This window comes from Micromonospora sp. NBC_00389, assembly GCF_036059255.1.
Taxonomy (GTDB): Bacteria; Actinomycetota; Actinomycetes; order Mycobacteriales; family Micromonosporaceae; genus Micromonospora.
In genome coordinates, this window is the sequence record NZ_CP107947.1 from 7,585,627 (window position 1) to 7,605,600 (window position 19,974).

Sequence of the window (19,974 nt, forward strand, 5' to 3'; positions counted from 1 at the left end):
ATGCCTTCCTACAACTCGAAGGTGGCCAGGTGGATCTGCCGGCGGGGGACGCCGGCCCGGCGCAACGCGCGCACCGACTGCTCGACCAGCCCGGGCGGCCCGCACAGGTAGACGTCGCGCCGGGCCACGTCGGGCACCAGTTGCCGCAGCCCGTCCGGGCTCATCAACTGGCGGGGGCCGGGGTCGTCGCGGGAGCCGATGACGTACCAGACCGAGGTGTCCCGGGCCTGGGCCAGCCAGTCCAGCTCATGGCTGAGCAGCACGTCGGCCGGGGTGCGGGCCCGGTAGATCAGCGCGGCGCCCGGCGGCAACTCCTCCAGCATGGCCCGGATCGGGGTGATGCCGCTGCCGCCGGCGATCAGCAGCGCCCGGTCGCCGATCCGGTGCGCCGCCGTGAAGGTGCCCGACGGGCCCTGCGCCCAGACCCGGGTGCCCGGGTCCAGGTCGCGCAGGTCGGCGGTGTGCGAGCCGACCACCTTGACGGTGAGGCGCAGCCAGCGGCCGTTGGCCGCAGCGGAGACGGAGAACGGGTGCGACTGCCACCAGCAGCCCCGGGTGAGGAAGCGCCAGCGGAAGTACTGCCCGCCGAGCATCGCCAGCCGGCCCAGCCGCTCACCGGTGAGGTAGATGGAGATGGTGTCCGGGCTCTCCGCGACCACGTCGGCGACCCGCAGCCGGTACCGCAGGTTGAACGCCAGCGGCGCGATCACCCGACCCCAGAGCAGGGCGGCGACCACCAGCACGTAGAGGGCGATCCAGCCGGTGCGCACCGGCCCGGGCTTGTACAGCTGCGCACCGTGGCTGAACTGGTGCCCGAAGCCGAGCAGCAGGATCAGATAGCTGGACCAGTGCAGCAGGTGCCACAGCTCGTAGGGCAACGCCCGGCGGATCGCCCGCACGCTGCTGAACCCGACCAGCATCATGATGCCGGTGGCGACGAACGCCGAGACCATGTCCTCGTAGTCGTCGAGCAGTACGCCGACCTCGGCGAACACGGAGTGGTTACGCAGGTCCGCGTAGCCGACCAGGATCAGCGACATGTGCGCCAGCACGGCGACCAGCAGGGTCGCACCGACGTCGCGGTGCCAGCGGGCCAGTTGTTCGCCGCCGATCCACCGCTCCAGCACCGGCAGCCGGCTCATCATCAGCACCTGCACCAGCAGCAGGTAGCCGGCGACCAGGCCGGTGATCCGGCCGGCCGCGGTCACGGTGGCCGCGGTGGTCTTCAACGAGCCGGCGGGGGTGCCCAGCCACCACGGCAGCACGCTGGCGAGCAGGCCGACCAGGAGCAGCACGGCCAGCAGCCGCCGGCCGCCGGGTCCGCGCCGGTCCGGGATCGGCGGGGGTACGGGCTCAGCCGTCCGGCCGCCGTGCCGGGACGAGGTCCCGGTGCGGCGGCCGGCGGCGTGGGTGTGCGAATGCGTCACGCGTACAGCTTCATCGGGGCGTACTTCTGGCGGGGGAAGACCTTGTCCACCTCCGCGTTGGTGAGCCCGAACCGGCCCTGCGCGACCGCGCCGTAGACGTTGAACATGTTGTTGTACTCGGGCACGTCACCGGAGTCCAGCTTGTCCAGGCCGTTCCAGGTGCCGAGCAGCGAGCCGGCCAGCTTCTTGCCGGACAGCAGGGTGACCACCCCGCCGTGCCCGTGGTCGGTGCCGCCGCCGTTGGAGCCGACCCGGCGCCCGAACTCGCTGGACACCATGATCGTCACGTCGGCGGCCTGCGGGCCGAGGTCGGTGAAGAACGCGGCCATGGCGCTGGCCAGCTCGTTCAGCCGGCGGTGCAGTTGGCCGCCCTCGCGGGTGCCCTGGTTCTCGTGGGTGTCGTAGCCACCCATGCCGACGGTGGCGACCCGTACGTTGGCGCCACCCTTGATCAGCTGGGCGAGCTGCTTGAACGCGTTGCCGACGCCCTCGTACGTGACCCCCGCGGCCGGCTGGTACGGCTTGGCGGCGAGCTTCTGCGCCGTGGCCAGCGCGCCCATGCCCTCCTGCACGGCCTCCTCGACCGGGTGGTTGATCCCGGTGAAGAGCCCCTTGATCGCCTTCTCGGTGGCGGCCCGGAACCGCTCGTCGCCGTTGAGCCGCAGCGAGCCGACGTTGTTCAGCGAGAGCGCGCCGTTGTTGCCGACCAGCGAGCGGGGCAGCGTGCTGCCGATGCCGACGCTGCGGAAGGCGGTGCCCTTGCCGAGGTTGTCGACCAGGCCGTCCAGCCAGCCCCGGCCGCCGGTCTCGTTCGGCAGCCCGCCCAGGTTGCAGGCGTCCGCGGCCTGGAAGTGGCTGCGCGACAGCCGCTCGTCGGAGACCGCCGGGATGAAGCCCAACTGGCCAGCCTTGAGCCACTGCTCCAGCGGCTTGAACGCGCTGGTCAGCTTGAAGCCGCGGCCCAGGGCCAGCGAGTCGTTGCCGAGCAGCAGGTCGGGGCGGGCTTTGGCGAGCACCGCGTCGCCGTCCGGTGCGACCAGGCTCAGCCCGTCCAACCCGCCGTAGAGGAAGACGTGGATCAGGGTGCCGGTCTTGGTCGCCGCGAACGACGCCGAGGTGGTGACGAACTGGGCGGTGGCCAGCGCGGTGGCGGTGGCCGCGGCACCGGCGACGAAGGTCCGCCGGGTGACACCGCGACCGTCCTGCTGGGCCTCCTCCAGGTCCTCCAGGGTGCGGTAGCGGTCGGCCTCGGCGGCGTTCTCGGCGGCGACGAGGTCGGCCTCCGCCCGCAGCAGCGCCTCGGCCGGGTTGTCGGCCAGCCGCCGCAGGTCGGGGCATTCAGGGTGCAGGGGGAAAGAGTTGTACACAGTCTTCTCCATCGGGTGCCTCACCGGAGGTGGTGCTGGGGGGAAGCGAGGATCGCCCGCGCGACGGCGGTGATGGCCCCGTTGAACGTGGCGTCGACCTTGGCGTTCGCCGGTACACCGGCCACACCGAGGACCAGGTTCTTCTCGCGGGCGGTCAACTTCTGGTTCACCAGCCGCTGGGCGAGCGCGTCCACGTACGCCCCGGCGGTGGCCGGTGGCTTGGCGACCAGCTTCTCCGGCGCGGTGTACGTGAAGACGGTGCGGTAGCCGGCGAGGAGTTCACCGGCCTCGTTCCAGCCGTTGACCATGGTGCCGGCCGAGGTCCAGGCGACGTAGACGTCCGGGTAGCCGTCCGGGGTGGGCTGGCCCATCGGGTACTGGCCCAGCTCGCGCAGCTTGTCGTGAATCTGCCGCAGGCCGCGGGCGTACGGGGTGCGCTTGCTGTCACCGTTGTTGTGCTTCGGCGACGCGTCCGGCGAGACGCCCAGGGTGCGGTACGTGGCGGCCAGGTACTCCATCGGCCGGCGCACCTTCTGCCCCACCGCGGCCCAGAACTCCGAGGAGCTGAACAGCGTCATCAACACCGGCTTGATCATGCCGTTGTTGGTGGAGTACGTCTTGGCCATCCGGTCCACCAGGGACTTCGGCGGGGTGTCCGAGACGAACCGGGTCGCCAGGCTCTGCGCCACGTACTTCGCGGTCGACGGGTGCAGCGCGATGTAGGTGATGTACGCGTCGATCGCGGCTTCGGCCTTCTTCGGGTCCGACGAGTTGTTCGCGTGCGTGAAGGTGAGGATCTTCACCTTGCCGACGTAGTGCTGCTCGGGCCTGAAGACGTACTTGCCGTCCTGGACGCCGCGGCCGGTCTGGAGCAGGGCTGCCTGGCGCACGTCCGGCTCCTTGTAGCCGCCGTCCACGCCGACCGAGTAGAGCTCCAGGTTCTCCCGGGCGAGGTTCTCGTTGATCGCGTCCTTGCGGGAGTCCTTCTGGTTCAGGTAGATCAGCAGCGCGGGGTGCTTGTTCGCGGCGACCAGCATCTCCGGGTAGCTGCCCAGCGCGTGCGCCCGCACGACGTCCTTGTCGAACGAGTTGCGGTACACCTCGCCGCCGTCGAAGTCGGCGGCGACGTGCAGGAAGTCGTTCCAGAAGTCGACCATCACCTCGAACAGCTGGCGCTTGGACCAGATCTGCCGCGCGATGGTGGCGTCGACCATCTCCCGCTCCGGCTGGGCGCCCTGGTCGTTGAGCGTGTCGCGCTGGTCGCGCAGCTGCTGCACGGTGAGCTTCTGGGTGGGCAGCTCGGCGAGCTTCAGCTCGGCCTTGCTCGGTTCGAGCTTGTCCGGGTCCAGTTGCGCGCGGATCCAGCCGTCGATGCCCAGCTTTTTGATGTCGGCGACCACCGCGGGCGTCGCCCCGAAGGTGGCCCGCCGGGCCAGGTGCAGGATCGGGTCCTTGGCCAGCACCGTCTTGACGGTCACCTTGGTCTCCGCCGCGGCCGCGGCCGGGCCGGAGAAGGTGCGCCCACCGGTGGGCGAGTTCTTCTTCAGCGCCTCGCCGGCGCGGGAGCCCATGTAGCTCTCGTTCTGCTCGGTGTAGGTGCGCACCGTGCTGGGCTGCTGGCCGCTGGGCCGAGCCGCGGTGCCGTCGGTGACGGTGCTGCCGGTCGCGTCGGCCGCCGCCTCGTCACCGAACAGGCTGCGGAACTGCGGGGTCATGGCGAGTGCCGCGCCACCGGCGACGACGGCGGCGGTGCCGCCGAGCGCCACGATTGCCTTGCGCCGGCCGACCTTGCGGCCCGGCTCGTCGTCATCGTCCAAGGTGGGCAGTCCGGTGCCGGCCGGCCGGGCCGGGGCCGGGCGGCCAAGACCCTCCGGGCCGACCCACTGCGGTCCACGCGGGGCGGGAGCGGGGTGTCCGGCGTGCGCGTACCCGTCGGCGTACTGCTCGCGCGGGTCGGCCTGCGGGTAGCCGCCCTGGTAGGTGTGGGGCGAGTCGTGCCCGTACGACGCGGACGGGTTGTGGTCGCCGTACCCGTCCGAGGTGTGGTGCTGGCGTCCGTCCCAGCCGCGGTCGTCCCGCGGTCGACGTGGTGGCACATTCTGGTCGGCCATGTACCAATCCCGATTTCTGATGAGCGCCGAAAGCTGCGACCGAGCAGGTGCGGCAGGTGCGGCGACTGTTGCCTGAGGGGTTGCTACGGCAAAGTAACCAAGGCCTCAGGTGCCTTCAAGGTGGGCGGAAGACCCCCGTGAGGGCACTTAAGACACCGCTCAGCGCCGCGTTGGCGGCGGGCCGCGTACCGGCGCCGAACCCGGACCTTCCCAGCAGCGCGGACGTACGGCAGCCGGGTACGGATCGGACCGCGTCGCCGTGTTTGACACATTCAGCGTCGTTGTCCACCACAGGGAAATTTAAGGTCCGGATAAGCGGTACGTGAGGTTGCCTCGGGACCGAGGAAAGTAGCAGCAACGGGTGAGCGTGAGCCGCCGCAACAGCGGGTATGCCGCCGAACCGCTGAACGCGTGAGGGGAAGGCAGCGCCATGCTCAGCAAAGAGGATCAGCGCAGGTTCGACCAGATCACCCGTCAGCTCCGCGAGAGTGACCCGGCTTTCTTCAACCGGCTGGACCATCGGGTCCGAGCCCGCAGGGGCCGTTACCTGATGTTGTTGACCATCGTGCTGTGGGCGTCGCTACCGGCGATGACCGTGTTCGCCGGCCGGCTGGCCGGTGCGATCTGCGCGGTGGTACTGGTGGCCAACGCCGCGATCATGTGGCGGTTCCGCCGCCGCTGGACGTGACGGCTCACCGGTCGGTCGGGCCGAGCGCCCGGTACGCCCGGCGCAGCCGTTCGAGCAGTCCCGGCCCGCCGATTGCCGGCGCCGGCGGGCCGAGCTGGCGCAGCAGCAGATCCGGCCCGGTCGCCAGCCGGGGTGGCCGATCGGGCAGCGGCACCGGCGGCAGCCAGAACCGGTCCACCGCCTCCGCCAGGGAGGTGGCCGACAGCCCGGCGAGCGCCCGGGCCGCGCCGGCCGGCGGTGCGGCGACGCCCACCGCGGACCCGCCTCCGTCCGGAATGGACTGCGTGTCCGGGTCGGGCGACGCGGTGACCGGTCCGGGCGACACCGGTGCGCCGGTGGCCTCGGCCCGCCGGGTCCGGAGCCGGTCGAGCAGCTCCGCGCGAGCCCGGCCGCGCCAGTGCAGCAGCTCGAACGGGTCCGCGTCGAACGCCTCGGCCAGCAGGTAGAAGGTGGCCGCGAGGTGCTTGCACGGCACCGCGAAGTCGGGGCAGCTGCACCGCTGGGTCAGCTCGTCCACTCCGGTGGGGAAGAGCGGCGCACCGGCGGCGACGAACAGCTCCTCCAACTCGTCGGGGAGGTCCCCGGCGAGTAGTCGGGCGCTGAAGAACGCCTGCCCGGCCAACTCCTCCTCGATCCGGGACCAGAGCCCGGCCGGGAACGGCGCCAGCGCGATGGAGACCTGGTACGGCTGCGGCCGGGAGCCCTGGACCACGGCGCTGACCAGCCCGGGTGCGATGTCGAGCTTGAGCACCTGCCCGGCCCGCGCGTACGACCGGCCACGGGTCAGCCGGGTGCCGAGCGCGAACGACTCCAGCACCTCCAGAAAGCGCCGCGACCACCAGGACTGGCCGATCGCGCCCCGGGCGCTGCGCGCCCGCAGGCCGCCGTCGACCCGCCGGGGACGGCCGTAGTCGGCGAACCGGTCACCGGACGGCTGACTCACTCCACCACCGCCCCGGCCTCCAGGGTGAACAACTCACGCAGTTGCCCGGTGGACAGCTCGGTGATCCACTGCTCGCCGGTGCCGACCACCCGCTCGGCGAGGCTGCGCTTGTCGGCGATCAGTGCGGCCACCTTCTCCTCCACGGTGCCGGCGCAGACGAACTTGCGTACCTGCACCCGCCGGTGCTGCCCGATCCGGAACGCCCGGTCGGTGGCCTGGTCCTCCACCGCCGGGTTCCACCACCGGTCCACGTGCACCACGTGGTTGGCGGCGGTCAGGGTGAGACCAGTGCCGCCGGCCTTGAGGGAGAGCACGAACAGCGGTGGCCCGTCCGCCGACTGGAACCGCTGCACCATGGCGTCCCGCTCGGCCTTGCCGAGCCCACCGTGCAGGAACAGCACCTCCCGGCCGAACCGTGCGGACAGGTGACCGCGCAGCATGGCGCCGAACTCGGTGTACTGCGTGAACAGCAGCGCTCGCTCCCCCGCCGCCAGCACCTCCTCCACGATCTCGGTCAGCCGGGCCAACTTGCCGGAGCGGCCGTCCAGCGGCGAGCCGTCACGCAGCAGTTGGGCCGGGTGGTTGCAGACCTGCTTGAGCCGGGTCATGGTGGCCAGCACCAGCCCTCGGCGTTCGATGCCGTCGCTGGACTCGATCTTGGCGAGCATGTCGTCGACCACCACCCGGTACAGGGCGGCCTGCTCGGCGGTGAGGTTGCAGAGCACCTCCATCTCCAGCTTCTCCGGCAGGTCGGAGATGATCGAGGAGTCGGTCTTGAGCCGGCGCAGCACGAACGGACCGGTGATCCGGCGCAGCCGCTCGGCGGCCTCGGCGTCGCCGTTGCGCTCGATCGGCTCGGCGAATCGCTTGCGGAACGTCGCGGCCGGGCCGAGCAGGCCGGGGTTGGCGAACTGCATGATCGACCAGAGGTCGGCGAGCCGGTTCTCCACCGGCGTGCCGGTGACCGCCACCCGCTGCCGGGCGGGCAGCGCGCGGACCGCCTCGGCCTGCCGGGTCGACGCGTTCTTGATCGCCTGCGCCTCGTCCACCACCACCCGGTGCCAGTCGATGCCGGCCAGGTCGACGGCGTCGCGGGCGGCCACCGAGTAGGTGGTGAGGACCAGGTCCGCGCCGTGCGCGGCCGCCGTGAACTCCGCCCCCCGGGCCCGCTCCGCCCCATGGTGGACGTGCACGCGCAACCCCGGGGTGAACCGCGCCGCCTCCCGCTGCCAGTTGCCGACCAGCGACATAGGACAGACCAGCAGGGTGGGCCCGGCGTCCGGCGGGTCCCCGGCGAGCAGCGCGAGCAGCTGCACGGTCTTGCCCAACCCCATGTCGTCGGCGAGCACGCCGCCCAGGCCGAGCGACCGCAGGAAGGCCAGCCAGGCCAACCCCCGTCGCTGGTACGGCCGCAGCGTCCCCTGGAAGCCCGGCGGCGGGTCCATCGGGGTGAGTCGACGCTCGACCGCACCGGCGAGCAGGTCGCCCAGCGCCCCGTCGGCGGTCACCTCCAGCACCGGCAGCGAACCGGTGTCCGCGCCGTCGGCCAGCCCGAGGCGGAGCAGGTCGGCGACGGTCAGCTCGCCGGCTGACTTGAGCAGGCGCAGCCCGGCGGCGAGCCGCCCCGGGTCCAGCTCCACCCACCGGCCGCGCAGCCGCACCAGCGGGGTCTTCATCTCGGCCAGCGCGGCCAACTCCTCGGCCGACAGCGGCTGGTCGCCGAGTGCCACCTCCCAGCGGTAGTCGACCAGGGCGTCCAGCCCGACCCCTGCGTCGGCGCCGGCCACCGTGCCGGGCGCGGTCCGGCTGCGGGCGCGCAGCCGGGCGCCTAGCCGCGCCGACCGGCGCTGCCACCAGGACGGCAGCAGCACCCCGAAGCCGGCCGCGTGCAGCACCGGGGCGCCTTCGCTGAGGAACCGGTGTGCTCCCTCGACGTCCAGCTCCATCGCCTCGGGCGCGGCGGTCCGCAGCGCGGCGTCCAGGTCCGGCCAGAGCCGGCTGGCTCGGCCCAGCTCGGCGAGCAGGGTCTCCTGCGGGCTGGCCGCACGACCGCCCAGGCCACCGAGCGTCTGCGGCGCTCGCCAGACCTGCCCTGCGTCGACGTGCAGGCTGGGCTCGTCGGCCGCCTGCAACCCGAACTCCAGCCGCCACCGCCCACCGCCGGCCAGCTCGCCGACGACCGGGCCGCCGTCGGAGAGGGCGCTGTCGGCCGGGCCGGTTGCGACCTGCTCGGCCCCGGTGCCCGCCGAGCCGGCGGGGCCGATCGTCGGCGGTCGGGTGGCCAGGATCGGTTCGGTGACCTCGTCGGGGGCCGGTTCCACCAGGCGGAAGCTGGCCCGGACCGGACCCCCGGCGGCGTCGCGCTGCCAGGCGTCCAGTTCGCTGCGGAGGGTGGCCAGCGCCGCCGCGTCGACGGTGAAGTCGCGGCGGGGGCCGGCGAGCGCGGCCAGCCAGGCCGGCGCCGGGCCGCCCGGCCGCAGCCCTCGGGCCAGCGTGGTGGTCGCGAGTGCGGCGCGGGCGGCGGCGTCGGTCAGCGCGTCGAGCGCGTCCGCGACCAGCACGCCGGCCGTCAGCTCGGTGCCGTCGGAGCGCGGCGCGGTGGACGCGATCCCGTCCGGCGCGGCAGCAGCGGCCGGTGCTGTGGCAACGGCAGCAGTGGCGGCCGGCGCAGTTACAGCAGCTCGGGCGGCGGGCGGCAGGGCCAGCGCCAGCGACCGCGCCCAGCCGGCGTCGGTGCCGGTCAGCAGCGGTCGCCAGACGGCGAGCGCCGTCACCTGCGCGCCCGCGTCCGCCGACGGCGCTCCGCGTCCAACGGCCGGTGGGCGCGGCGGCTCGGCCACGCCAGCACCCGACATCGCGGTGCCCACCGTCGTGCTGACGCCGGGTAGGACACGGCCCCGGGCCACCAGGTCGGCGGCGAAGTCGGCCAGCTCGGCGAGGTGGCGCAGGGTGGCCCCGGGCACCGCCGGGAGGTCGTCCAGGGCACGCAGCAGCGGCAGCGCGTCGTCCGGGGCGTACACCAGCACGGGGACCCGCCACCCGGCCAGGGTGAGCCGGCCACGGGCCGGCGGCGCGACGGCGGTCCGGATCAGCTCGGGTGAGTCAGTCGGCGCGCCGGCCCTGGTGGGCAGGGTGAGCAACACGGTGTCCGGACGGGCCGGCTCGGCGGCGTCAGCGAGGGCGGTGGCCAACGCGGCGTGCCCGGCGGCGAAGGGGTGCGGGCGCTCCCGGGGCGCCCGGCCTGGGCGACGCGGCGGGGCAGCCGGGGCGGCGCTGTCCTCGGCCCACACAGCGAGGCCGGCGGTCGAGCCGTCACCGGGCAACCACAGCCCGTGGATGACCAGCACATGCTCCCCCTCGTCGCCGCCCGTGCCCAGGATAGGCGGCCCCGATGGGCCAACGACCGCACCCACCGGCCGACGCGTACCGCCCGCGTGAGCTCAGAACGCGCCGGTCTCGCCGTCGGTCAACTCCCGCAGGATATCGGCGTGCCCGGCGTGCCGGGCGGTCTCCTCGATCAGGTGGACCAGGATCCAGCGCAGCGACACCTCACCGAGCTGCGGGTGCGGCACCACGTGATCGAGGTCGAACCGCGCGGCGACCGCCCGGGACCGGGCACAGGCCCGCTCGTACGCCTCGGCGAGCCCGTCGACGGTGTCCTGCTCGTCGAGCGTGAAACTCAGCACCGCGTCCTGCTCCGAGGTCAGGTAGACGTCGCCAGGCTCGGGAGCCAGCAGCGCCGGGAACCAGTTGCGCTCGACCAACGCCAGATGCTTGACCAGCCCGGCGACCGTGGTCACCGAGGGCACCATCCGGCGGGCGGCCTCGGCGTCGGACAGGCCGCGCAGCTTGCGCAGCACCACGCCACGGTGAAAGTCGAGGAACGATTCCAGTACGGCACGCTCGTCGCCGGTGCGGGCGAGCACCGGGCCGAGCGTCGGATCGATGGAAGGCTCCGCCATTCGCCGACCCTAGCCACGCGCCTGCCGTCCCGCTGCCCCGCTATCCGCTGCGAGGTGGCCGCGCGACGGGCAGGATGGGCGCATGGCTTCATCCGTGCAGATCCTCCTCGTCGGCGGCACGGCGGACGGGCAGAGCGTCACCGTCGAGTTGGACAGCAACGGCCGTCCACCACTGACCCACCATCACCTCGGGTCCGGTGGGCTGGCCGAGGCGCAGATCTACGAGTTGGAGTCCGCCCGCGAGGACGACCGCGAGTGGCGCTACCGGTGGACCGGCCCGGCGGTGTGACCGCCGGCTCAGGCCCGGGTGAGGGTGTGGCTGCGCAGGCTGTCCAGCACACCGCGGGTGACCTCGGAGGTGCCCCGGGCCAGCTCGCAGACCTCGGCCACCCGTCGGGCGGTGGCCTCGGCGCGCTCCTCCCGTTCGTCCCAGAGCTGGTCGACCTCAGCCAGCAGCGGCCCCTCGACCTCCCGCTCCACGCCACGCAGCGCCGGCACGCCGAGCCGCTGGGCCAGGTCGAACACCTTGCCGGCGTACGGCAGCGGCAGGAACGGTGTGCCGACCATCGCCGCGAAGATCAGGAAGTGCAGGCGCATGCCGACGGCCAGGTCGAAGTGGCGCATCAACCCGAGCACCTGCTCGGGTGAGTAGGTGCCGTGCAGGATCCGTCCCCGGTCGGCGGCGACCATGTGCGACAGCACCCCGTGGGCGTGCCGGATGTCGTCGCGTTCCATCGGCACGAACAGCACGTACGCGTCGATCCGGTGCACCAGGAAGTCACCGATCTGGGCCAGCAGCCGGTGGTAGCCGTCCACGTCGAGGCGTTCGGCGGCCCGTCCCGGCTCCCGCACGCTGATCCCGACCAGCCGCTTACCGGCCGGCACCCCCTCCTCGGCCAGCAGGTGGGGCGGAAAGTCCTCCGGCTGCAACAGGAACGCCGGGTCGGCGGTGACCGTGATCGGGTTGAGCAGCCCGGCCTCCTCCAGCACCATCCGGGACTCCTGGTCGCGAACGGTCAACTGGACCGCGCTGGAGAGCGTTTCGCGGACCATGCCGGTGTCCACCCCGTCGCTGAGCGGCCCGACCCCCACCGCGTACGTGATCAGGGGCAGGCCGCGCTCCTGGGCGACCCGGACCACCCGAAGGTAGCGGCGGGCCTCCCGGTCGTAGAGGATTCCGCCACCGCCCAGGATGAGCAGGTCGAGCTGGGCCAGGACCAGGGCGGAGTCGGTGCGGCTGACGCCCTCCCACGGCACCGCCTCCACGTCGGGGTGGGCGGCCCGGGTGTGCTCCGGGTGGCGGGAGAAGACGATGATCCGGGCATTCGGCTCCTGCTCGCGCAGATCGGTGAGCAGGCCGGTGAGGATCGCCTCGTCGCCGAGGTTTCGGCCACCGTACGAGCCGAGCACACCGATGGTCAGTCCGGCGCCGTGCGTCATCCGTCGCTCCTCCCCAGGTGCGGTCCGGGCCGGGTTCCCGCTGGGTAGGTGAACAGTCCTGCCGGGGAGACCCTCCCGGCCGGTCGCGGCTCGCGGACCCCGAACCGGGACAGTTCCACCTCGGTGAGCTGAATCATCCGTCGTGCGTGCCCGCGTCCCCGGTGTGCCGGATCCACCTCGATGTTCTGGATCCAGGGGACGGCCCGGCGAGCACGACCCGGCGATGATGGCGGGGTGCGGATCGCCCACGTCAGCGACAGCCATCTCGCCAACCCGGAGGGTGTGGCCACCTCGGTCGGCACGACCGTGGCGCTGCTGCGCGCCGCCGGCCACCAGGTCGTCCTGCACTGCCCCGGCCCGCTGTCCCAGCGGCGCCGCCGGGAGGGTGAGGTGCCGTCGCTGCCGGTGCCGACCCGGCCGTACCGACTGGCGCCGCCCAGGCCACCGGACGTGCCGGTCGACGTGGTGCACGTGCACACCACCGGCCCGCTCGGCATCGCCGGGCTGCGCTGGGCCGCCGGGCGGGGCGTACCCGCCGTGCTCACCTGGCACACCGATCTGGTGGCGTACGCGGCGCACTATCCCGAGGTGCCGATCGGCGCCGCGTACGCCGGCCTGCGGCTGGGCCTGCGCTGGCGGGCTCGGGACCTGTGGGCGCTGGCCCGCCCCGGGCCGGCCCGACAGGCCCGGCTGGCCGCGCTCGGGCGGTGCCTGCTGGCGCACACCAGCGTGCTGATCGCCCCGTCGGCGAAGACCGCGGCGCTGATGGCCCCGATGGCCGGCCGTACCCCGATCGTGGTGCTGCCGACCCCGGTCGCCGCGCCGGGCGCCGACGCCGACGACCGGCGGCGGCTGCGGGCCCGGCTGGGCATCGCGGCGGATGCGCCCGTGCTGCTCGCGGTGGGCCGTGCCACCCCGGAGAAGGACCCGGAGCTGCTGCTGGGCGCGTTCGCCCTGGTCCGCCGCGAGCTGCCGGCGGCGCGGCTGGTGCTGCTCGGGGCGGGGCGGCACCGGCTCGCGGTCCGCCGGACGGCCCGCCGGCTCGGCGTGGCCGACGCACTGCACCTGCTGCGCCCGGTGCCGCGCGACCGGGTCGGCGCGCACTACCGGGCGGCGGACGTGCTGGCGTTCCCCTCCCGCACCGACACCCAGGGCCTGGTGCTCAGCGAGGCCGAGGCGTACGGACTGCCGGTGGCCATGGTGGACGCCGCGCTGGCCGAGCGGCCCGGTACCGGCACCACGCGGCCGGTCGCCGAGCCCACCGCGGCGGCGTTCGGGGCGTTGCTGACCCGGCTGCTGACCGAGCGGGAGCTGCGGGCGGCGGTGGTCCGGGACGGCCGGGCGGCGGTGGCGGCCTGGTCCGGGCCGCGCTACCTGGCCGAGCTGACCGCGTTGTACGCGACGCTGCCGCCCGTCACCGCAGCGGACGCGACGACAACCGGCCCACCTGGGCCAGCACCAGCGGGAGCTGCCATCCCCGAGGCGCGGCGAGGTGACGCGGGGACCAGACCGGCGCGAACTTCGCCTTGAACCGGCGCAGCCCGCGGAAGCGGTACCAGCGCTCGCCGTACGCGTACACCGCCCGGCCCAGCCGGCACAGCGGGTCCGCGCCGGTCAGCCCGGACAGCGGGGCCAACCCCAGCTCGACACTGGCCAGGCCCCGGTCCCGGGCCGCGTGCAGGACCTCGACGAGGAGGTGGTCCATCGCCGTGGGTGGCGCGTCCGGGTGGTACCGCAGCAGGTCCACGCCCCACCTGTGCGGCGTCGGCAACAGCGCGGCGAAGGCCACCACCCGCGCCCGCTGCCGCAGCACCGCGACCGGTAGTTCGGCCAGGTAGTCGGGGACGAACCCGCCGAGTGAGAACGACATGTCCGGCCGCCCGGCCAGCCAGGCATCGGAGACCGGGCGCAGTTCGTCGAGCAGGCCGGCGCCGGGCAGCACGGCGAACGACAGGTCGTCGCGGCGGGCCAGCCGCCGCCAGTTGCGGCGCAGCGCCCCACGCTCCGGCCCGGTCAGGGCGAAGTCGGCCAGCGGCACGCTCGCCGACTCCCCCACCGGGTGCACGGCGAGACCCAGCCGGCGCAGCTCGGGCAGGAGCGGGTCGCCGACGTGGTACACCGCCGGGCGCCGGCCCGCCCTCCGGGCCGTAACGAAGAAGTCGGCCAGCAGTTCGTACCGCTCGGCGGTCGACCCGACCGGTGGGCCGAACGCGATCCACGAACGGCCGCACACCCCGTACATCAGGAAGCTGGCCCCGGACGGCGAGAAGTGGAACCGCTTGTCGCCAAGCAGCGCGAGCGCCGAGTCCGGCTCCCGGTCGGTGTCGGCGGCCAGGATCGCCCGCACCCGGTGCAGTTGTTCGTCGTGGCGTCCGTCGATGCGGCGATGGTAGCGTCCGCCGCGTGTCCGGCCGGGTCCTGCGGGTGAGCGCCGCCGTGGTGGTCGCCGTCGGGCTGGTGCTCTCCGTGATCGCCGCGCGCGACGAGCCCGTCGAGCTGCTGTTCTACTTCACCGTGCAGGTCAACCTGGCCTACCTGGTGGCGCTGCTGGCCGGCGGCGACCGGCTGCGTACCGCGCTCACGGTCTACCTGGTCGGCACCGCGCTGGTCTTCGTGCTGGTGCTGGCCAACCCGTGGAGCGGCTACGCCATGGTGGCGACCACCGAAGCCCGGGGGCCGGTCTCGGATGCCGGCAACCTGCTGCTGCACGCGGTGGCGCCGCCGCTGGCCGCCGCGGAGTGGCTCGCCCGCCGTCCCCGAGCGGCCCTGCGCCCGGTGTACGCGGTCAGCCTGCTCGGCTATCCGTTGGTGTGGCTGACGGTGATCCTGGTCCGTGGCGCCCTCGGCGGGGACGAGGACCGCTACCTCTACCCGTTCCTCGACGTGCCCCGACTCGGCTACCCCACGGTCGTCCTCAACGCCCTGCTCTTCGCCCTGACCCTGCTCCTGATCGCCCTGACCGCCGTCCACCTGACCCGCCCTCCTCCTCCCCCCTCCCCTTCCCCCGTACCCCCGGCCGATCCCACCCCTCGGTGATCATGAGGTTGACGGGCGATTCGATCTCGGCGAGGCACGCCAACCCCATGATCACCGGGGCGGGGGGCGGGCGCGGGCGGGAGGGGTGGGGTGGGGTGGGGTGGGCGGGGAAATGGGTTGTCTGGCGGGGTGGGCGGGCCGCACCGTGGGGGGATGACGGAGCGGATCACTGCGCGGATCGGTTGGACGGACCTGCCCGAGCGGGTCCGGGCCACGGTGGAGGAGATCATCGGTGATCGGGTGGTCGAGGCGGTGTCCCAGCCGGGCGGGTACTCGCCTGGCACCGCCGATCGGGTCCGTACCGCGACCGGGCGGCGGGCGTTCGTCAAGGCGATCAGCCCGGCGCAGAACCCGGACAGCCCGGTCATGCACCGCGCGGAGGCCCGGACCGCCGCAGCGCTGCCGGTCTCGGCGCCGACGCCCCGCCTGCTCGGCTGCCACGACGACGGCGAGTGGGTGGCGCTGGTCTTCTCCGATGTGGACGGTCGGCACCCGACCACGCCGTGGCGTACCGACGAGCTGTCCCGCGTGCTGAGGGCCCTGGAGGCGATGGCCGTCGCACTCACCCCGAGCCCGGTGGCGCACGTGCCGACCGCCGCCGAGCGGCTGGCCTGGGACTTCGCCGGCTGGCACCGGATCGCCGCCGAGCCGCCGGATCGGCTGGACCCGTGGGTTCGGGCGCACCTGGACCAACTGCGCGCCGCCGCCGACCAGGGGATCGCCGCGCTGACCGGTGACACGCTCTGCCACGTGGACGTACGGGCCGACAACCTGCTGGTCGACGCTGCCGGCACGGTCACCGTGGTCGACTGGCCGTGGGCCTGCCGAGGGCCGGCCTGGCTGGACACCGCGTTGCTGCTGGTCAACGTCCGGCTGCACGGCGGGCACGACACCGAGGCGCTGCTGCGCCGGTTGCCGCTGACCGCCGGTGTCGACCCGGCCACGATCACCGGGTTCTACGCCGGGTTGGCCGGCTTCTTCGCGGACGGCGCCCGGCGTCCACCGCCGCTCGGCATCCCCACCGTCCGCGCGTTCCAGCAGGCCCAGGCCGACGCCCTGCTTCCCTGGCTGGCCCAGCGCCTCCCCTGACCCGACTCGTCCGGCTGTTGTCGCGCCGCCGGGTCGTGGAGACCGTCGCTGACGTGCTCGACCTGACTGGTCAGGGTGTCGCCGGGGCCGACTCCAGCCGGTGTGCCAGTTGCGCCAGGTCGTCGAGGCGCAGATCGCCGTCGAGGCCCTTCAACGCCGCGGTCATCGCTCCGGCCGCGCGCCCTGCCCGCAGTCCCACCTCGGCGTCCTCGACGACCAGGCATCGCGCCGCGGGCACGTCGAGCAGCTCGGCGGCCCGCAGGTAGCCCTGCGGATCCGGCTTGCCCACGCTGACGTCCTCCACCGTGACCAGCACGGGCGCAACGATGCCGGCCGCGCCGAGTCGGGCCTCGGCCAGCCGGGCGTCGGCGCTGGTCACCACCGCCCACGGCAACTCCAACCGGGCAAGTGCCACCAGCAGGTCGTGGGCACCGGGGGTCGCCGTCACGTCGGACAGGTCGTCGTACTGCAACGCCAACTGCCGCGCCGCCGCCGCTGCGACCGCGACGTCGTCGAGCGAGGGCAGTAGCCGGCGAATGGTCTGGTCGGCGGGTCTGCCGTGCGCGATCGCCAGCGCCGCCGCAGGGGCGACGCCGTACTCGGCCGCCCAGGTACGCCAGGCCCGCTCGACAGCGGCGTCGGAGTCGACCAGGGTGCCATCCATGTCGAACAGCACCGCGTCGATGCCGGACAGATCCACGACCACGCACCTCCAATAAGCTCGTCTCACGAGGATATGGGGCGAAAATTCCGGCGACCGGGCCGGCCTCGACGACGTCACCAGCGAAGCCGCCCACACGGCGTCGAGGTAGCGGAAAACGGACCTCGGGGTGCGAGCGAGGCGTCCGATGGCCGCCAGACGGCGGGTCGGCGCGGCGACATGATCATTCGCATGACGACGATGACACTTGACGGCAAGGTCGCCCTGGTGACCGGGGGTTCCCGGGGCATCGGGGCCGGTATCGCACTGCGCCTCGCACAGGATGGGGCCGACGTGGCGCTGACCTACCGGCAGAACGCGGAGCAGGCCGCGATCGTGGTGAAGCAGATCGAGGCACTGGGCCGGCGGGCACTGGTCATCCAGGCCGACGGCGCCGACCCGACCGCCGTACGGGACGCGGTCGACCGGGCAGCCGCCGAGCTGGGCCGACTGGACATCCTGGTGAACAACGCCGCGGTGTTCCTGGTCGGCGCCATGGGCGAGCTCGGCACGACGGAGGTGGAGCAGACGATCGCCGTCAATATCCGGGCGCCGTACGTCGCCGTACAGGCGGCGCTGCGGCACCTGGGCGACGGCGGGCGGATCATCAGCATCGGCAGCAACGTCGGTGAACGGGCGGTCTTTCCCGGGCTGGCGCTCTACTCGATGAGCAAGACCGCCCTGGTCGGGCTGACCCGGGGCCTGGCCCGCGAGCTGGGCCCCCGGGGCATCACCGTCAACCTGGTCAACCCCGGGCCCACGGACACCGACGCCAACCCGGCGGACGGGCCGAACGCGGCGGCCATCGCCGGCTTCACCGCCGTCGGCCGCTTCGCTCGCCCCGCCGACATCGCGGCCACCGTCGCACACCTGGCCAGCCCGGAGGCCGGCTACGTGACCGGTGCGGTGGTCAACGTGGACGGCGGCTTCACCAGCTGAGGACACCGGGCGCGCCGGGTCACCCCGGCACGCCCGGCACTCAACCATCTCCCGTGGCGGGCGGGTCAGGCGGGCGCGCCGACCTGGTGGGTGAGGAACGGCAGCACCGCCGCCGGCAGGGCCGGAGCGCCGACGATGTCGTAGTGCGTGTGCCCGGGCAGCACGGCCAGCCGGGCGGCCGGACGGTCTGTGCCGTCCCAACCGGCGTCGCGGTGCCCGCCGCCGAGCAGCCCGAAGAACTCCGCCACATGACTGGTCGGGATCGAGTCGGCGTCGGCGAAAACCAGCAACGTCGGGATGACCAGCCGCGCCACCTCGGCGGACCAGTCGTAGTCGCGGCGCAGCAGGTCACCGGTCTTGGCCCAGAGTTGCGGCCAGTCCTGCGGGCGCGGGGCGACCCGCTCGTAGAGCTGGTGCGGCGGCGTGCCGCGCATCTGCTCGCCGACCCGCTCGTCCTGGCTGGCCATGGCGGCCAGCACCTCCGGATACCAGCCGGCCTGTTTGCACGGCGTGGAGACCAGCACGAGCCGGCGCACCAGCGCCGGATGTTGGATGGCGGTACGCAGCGCGACACCGCCGCCCAGCGAGTAGCCCAGCACGTCGGCCGAGGACAGGTCGAGGTGCCCGAGCAGCGCGGCGATGTCGTCGGCCATCGACTCGTAGCGCAGCGGGCGGTCGATGTCGGCAGTGCGCCCGTGGCCCTGGAGGTCGACCGCCACGACCCGCCTCCGCTGGCTCAGCGCCGGCACGATCGGGGCGAGCATCTCCACCGACCCGTAGCCGCCGTGCAGCAGCACCAACGGCTGGCCGTCGCCGTGCGACTCGTACCAGAGCCGCAGCCCGTTGACCTCGGCGTAGCTCACCCGGCACCCCCGTTCGTCGGCGTCACCCGTCCCGATCCAACACCGGGCGTACGACATCGACGAACGAAATCCGGCTATTCGTCCGTACCTCGATCGCGGCCAGCCAGCGCTCCCGGTGCCGCTCGCGCAGCGGCACCGTCGCGTCGCCCGGCTCGCCACCGAGCCGGCGCTGGTCGGCGTACTCCGCGGTGACGCTGGTCAGCACCGACCGGGCCGCCGACGCGACCTCCTCCGGGCCTTCCAGCAACACCAGGTTGTACGCCTCGTCCACGGCGCGCATCGCCGCGTACGCCTCGTCGTAGCCGGGCGCCGGCTCGTCCCCGCCGGCCTCGACCCACCGCCGGTCCAACCGGCGGTACGCCTGGTCGCAGGCGCTCAGGAACCCGACGTACGCCTCCCGCCGCAGCTCGTCCCGGTGCGTCGCCCGCCGCTCGGCGTTCTCCTGGCGGGCGACGGTGAGCTGGTGAGCCAGTTGCCGACGGGTGCTGAACGAGCCGACCAACCCGGTCAGGGCTGCGGCGGCCAACGTGGACAGTGCGGTGATCAGCGCGACGGCGACGGTGTCCTGCACCCGCCCATCATGGCGTTACCAGGAGCACGGGCCGTCATCGGGAGCTGCCGACGCGGGCCGACCTGGCGCGACGCATCCCCCGGGCTGTCCGCAGGATGACCTGATGCACCAGCACGCCGCCGCCGGCGTTGGCCACGGCCAGTCCGGACGCGCCGAGCAACCCCACCTCGATCTGCATCGCGTGAGTGCCGAGCAGCAGGGCTGGCCAGAGCAGCGCGGCGGCGATGAGCGTTGAGCGCCACCACCGCCCGAACGCCAGACCGAACAGGATCATCGTCGGGATCATCGGAGCCCTCCGTCGTCCCTCCCACCGTACGCCCGCCGGCCGATTCCCGAATCACTCGGCACCTGCTGGACGACCTGCCCATGGCGGAGCGGCCCGACGACCATTTCCAGGTCGACCCCGCGAAGTGGTCCTTCTACGCCATGGACGCCTACCGGCTCGCCGAGGACGACACCCGGACGGAGCGGTACGCGGCCGAGGTGATCTGGGCCGCAACGGCACCGGACGGCGTCGAACGGTCGCCGATGCGGGTGGCGGAAGCTCGATTGACACTGGCCGCCACCGCAGCGCGCGCCGGAGAGCTCGAATTGGCCGTCCACACCGGCCTGAGGGCGTTCGGTGCCGGTCGCCGCTCACTTCCGTCGCTGCTGCTCATCGCCGGCGAGGTGGACGCCGAACTGCACCGCCGGTACCCGCGCGAGCAGGCCACCGCCGAGTTCGAAGGTGCCCTGCACGTCCTGCGAGAGACGGTGCTGGGCAACGGCTCGTCGGTGCGATGAGGCCTCGCGGATCCCCAGGTCACGGGGTCACGCCCACCGCACTGGCTTGGTACAG

General features: G+C 73.4%; 18 protein-coding genes and 2 pseudogenes. 7 read left to right on the forward strand and 13 right to left on the reverse strand.

What is annotated here, in order from left to right; translation table 11 throughout:
- Positions 1-8: 8 nt before the first annotated feature.
- From OG470_RS35755 to OG470_RS35765, 3 genes are read right to left on the reverse strand one after another with little or no spacing between them, the layout of a single operon-like run.
- Entirely contained in the window at positions 9-1,427 is a 1,419-nt protein-coding gene (locus OG470_RS35755; RefSeq protein ID WP_328419041.1) for a ferredoxin reductase family protein, read from the reverse strand.
- Complete coding sequence (locus tag OG470_RS35760; RefSeq protein ID WP_328419042.1) at positions 1,424-2,806, reverse strand: DUF1501 domain-containing protein; 1,383 nt, start codon at positions 2,804-2,806, stop codon at positions 1,424-1,426. The genes OG470_RS35755 and OG470_RS35760 overlap by 4 nt, the downstream gene beginning before the upstream one ends.
- Before the next feature lie 8 nt (positions 2,807-2,814).
- On the reverse strand, positions 2,815-4,905 hold the full coding sequence (locus OG470_RS35765) for a DUF1800 domain-containing protein (protein ID WP_328419043.1): 2,091 nt from the start codon (positions 4,903-4,905) through the stop codon (positions 2,815-2,817).
- A gap of 430 nt (positions 4,906-5,335) precedes the next feature.
- Here OG470_RS35765 and OG470_RS35770 point away from each other — a divergent pair, with 430 nt between their 5' ends.
- A complete protein-coding gene (locus tag OG470_RS35770) occupies positions 5,336-5,593 on the forward strand; it encodes a DUF3040 domain-containing protein (protein WP_074313327.1) in 258 nt (85 codons plus the stop codon).
- Between the two features lie 4 nt (positions 5,594-5,597).
- Here OG470_RS35770 and OG470_RS35775 read toward each other — a convergent pair whose 3' ends face one another.
- From OG470_RS35775 to OG470_RS35785, 4 genes and pseudogenes are all read right to left on the reverse strand, one after another.
- A complete protein-coding gene (locus OG470_RS35775) occupies positions 5,598-6,536 on the reverse strand; it encodes an SWIM zinc finger family protein (protein WP_328419044.1) in 939 nt (312 codons plus the stop codon).
- Positions 6,533-9,100 (reverse strand): annotated as a pseudogene (locus tag OG470_RS35780) (SNF2-related protein); the annotation flags it as partial. The pseudogene OG470_RS35780 and the gene OG470_RS35775, both read right to left, overlap by 4 nt.
- Positions 9,101-9,207: 107 nt before the next feature.
- Positions 9,208-9,883: pseudogene (locus OG470_RS37460) on the reverse strand (ATP-dependent helicase); the annotation flags it as partial.
- 93 nt (positions 9,884-9,976) lie between these two features.
- Positions 9,977-10,498: a DinB family protein gene (locus tag OG470_RS35785; RefSeq protein ID WP_328419046.1), complete on the reverse strand. Its 522-nt coding sequence runs from the start codon at positions 10,496-10,498 to the stop codon at positions 9,977-9,979.
- An 82-nt stretch (positions 10,499-10,580) separates the two neighbouring features.
- Between OG470_RS35785 and OG470_RS35790 the strand changes: the two genes are divergently transcribed.
- A complete protein-coding gene (locus OG470_RS35790) occupies positions 10,581-10,787 on the forward strand; it encodes a hypothetical protein (protein ID WP_328419047.1) in 207 nt (68 codons plus the stop codon).
- Positions 10,788-10,795: 8 nt separating this feature from the next.
- Here OG470_RS35790 and OG470_RS35795 read toward each other — a convergent pair whose 3' ends face one another.
- On the reverse strand, positions 10,796-11,938 hold the full coding sequence (locus OG470_RS35795) for a polysaccharide pyruvyl transferase family protein (RefSeq protein ID WP_328419048.1): 1,143 nt from the start codon (positions 11,936-11,938) through the stop codon (positions 10,796-10,798).
- 234 nt (positions 11,939-12,172) lie between these two features.
- On the opposite strand from OG470_RS35795, the gene OG470_RS35800 reads away from it, so the two are divergent.
- The gene (locus OG470_RS35800) at positions 12,173-13,468 is read left to right on the forward strand and encodes a glycosyltransferase (protein ID WP_328419049.1); all 1,296 of its coding nucleotides are present in this window, start codon (positions 12,173-12,175) and stop codon (positions 13,466-13,468) included.
- Here the strand turns inward: OG470_RS35800 and OG470_RS35805 are convergent.
- Positions 13,353-14,285 carry a phosphatidylglycerol lysyltransferase domain-containing protein gene (locus OG470_RS35805; protein WP_328419050.1) on the reverse strand — a complete coding sequence of 311 codons (933 nt, stop codon included), beginning with the start codon at positions 14,283-14,285 and terminating at the stop codon, positions 13,353-13,355. The two genes, OG470_RS35800 and OG470_RS35805, sit on opposite strands and share 116 nt — an antisense overlap.
- A 56-nt stretch (positions 14,286-14,341) precedes the next feature.
- On the opposite strand from OG470_RS35805, the gene OG470_RS35810 reads away from it, so the two are divergent.
- Together OG470_RS35810 and OG470_RS35815 are read left to right on the forward strand one after the other, a co-directional pair.
- Complete coding sequence (locus tag OG470_RS35810; RefSeq protein ID WP_328419051.1) at positions 14,342-14,974, forward strand: Pr6Pr family membrane protein; 633 nt, start codon at positions 14,342-14,344, stop codon at positions 14,972-14,974.
- Positions 14,975-15,127: 153 nt separating this feature from the next.
- The gene (locus tag OG470_RS35815) at positions 15,128-16,063 is read left to right on the forward strand and encodes a phosphotransferase family protein (protein ID WP_328419052.1); all 936 of its coding nucleotides are present in this window, start codon (positions 15,128-15,130) and stop codon (positions 16,061-16,063) included.
- Between the two features lie 70 nt (positions 16,064-16,133).
- Here the strand turns inward: OG470_RS35815 and OG470_RS35820 are convergent, their stop codons facing one another.
- Complete coding sequence (locus OG470_RS35820) at positions 16,134-16,763, reverse strand: HAD-IA family hydrolase (RefSeq protein WP_328419053.1); 630 nt, start codon at positions 16,761-16,763, stop codon at positions 16,134-16,136.
- 192 nt (positions 16,764-16,955) lie between these two features.
- Between OG470_RS35820 and OG470_RS35825 the strand changes: the two genes are divergently transcribed.
- A complete protein-coding gene (locus OG470_RS35825) occupies positions 16,956-17,702 on the forward strand; it encodes an SDR family NAD(P)-dependent oxidoreductase (RefSeq protein WP_328419054.1) in 747 nt (248 codons plus the stop codon).
- Positions 17,703-17,767: 65 nt separating this feature from the next.
- Here the strand turns inward: OG470_RS35825 and OG470_RS35830 are convergent, their stop codons facing one another.
- The 3 genes from OG470_RS35830 to OG470_RS35840 are packed head-to-tail and all read right to left on the reverse strand — an operon-like array spanning position 17,768 to position 19,422.
- Positions 17,768-18,565, reverse strand: coding sequence for an alpha/beta fold hydrolase (locus OG470_RS35830; protein WP_328419055.1), 798 nt, complete (start codon positions 18,563-18,565; stop codon positions 17,768-17,770).
- A gap of 22 nt (positions 18,566-18,587) precedes the next feature.
- Positions 18,588-19,136 carry a hypothetical protein gene (locus tag OG470_RS35835; protein WP_328419056.1) on the reverse strand — a complete coding sequence of 183 codons (549 nt, stop codon included), beginning with the start codon at positions 19,134-19,136 and terminating at the stop codon, positions 18,588-18,590.
- 34 nt (positions 19,137-19,170) lie between these two features.
- Positions 19,171-19,422, reverse strand: a complete 252-nt coding sequence (locus OG470_RS35840; RefSeq protein ID WP_328419057.1) for a hypothetical protein — start codon at positions 19,420-19,422, stop codon at positions 19,171-19,173.
- Positions 19,423-19,502: 80 nt separating this feature from the next.
- On the opposite strand from OG470_RS35840, the gene OG470_RS35845 reads away from it, so the two are divergent.
- On the forward strand, positions 19,503-19,919 hold the full coding sequence (locus OG470_RS35845; protein WP_328419058.1) for a tetratricopeptide repeat protein: 417 nt from the start codon (positions 19,503-19,505) through the stop codon (positions 19,917-19,919).
- Positions 19,920-19,974: the final 55 nt, after the last annotated feature.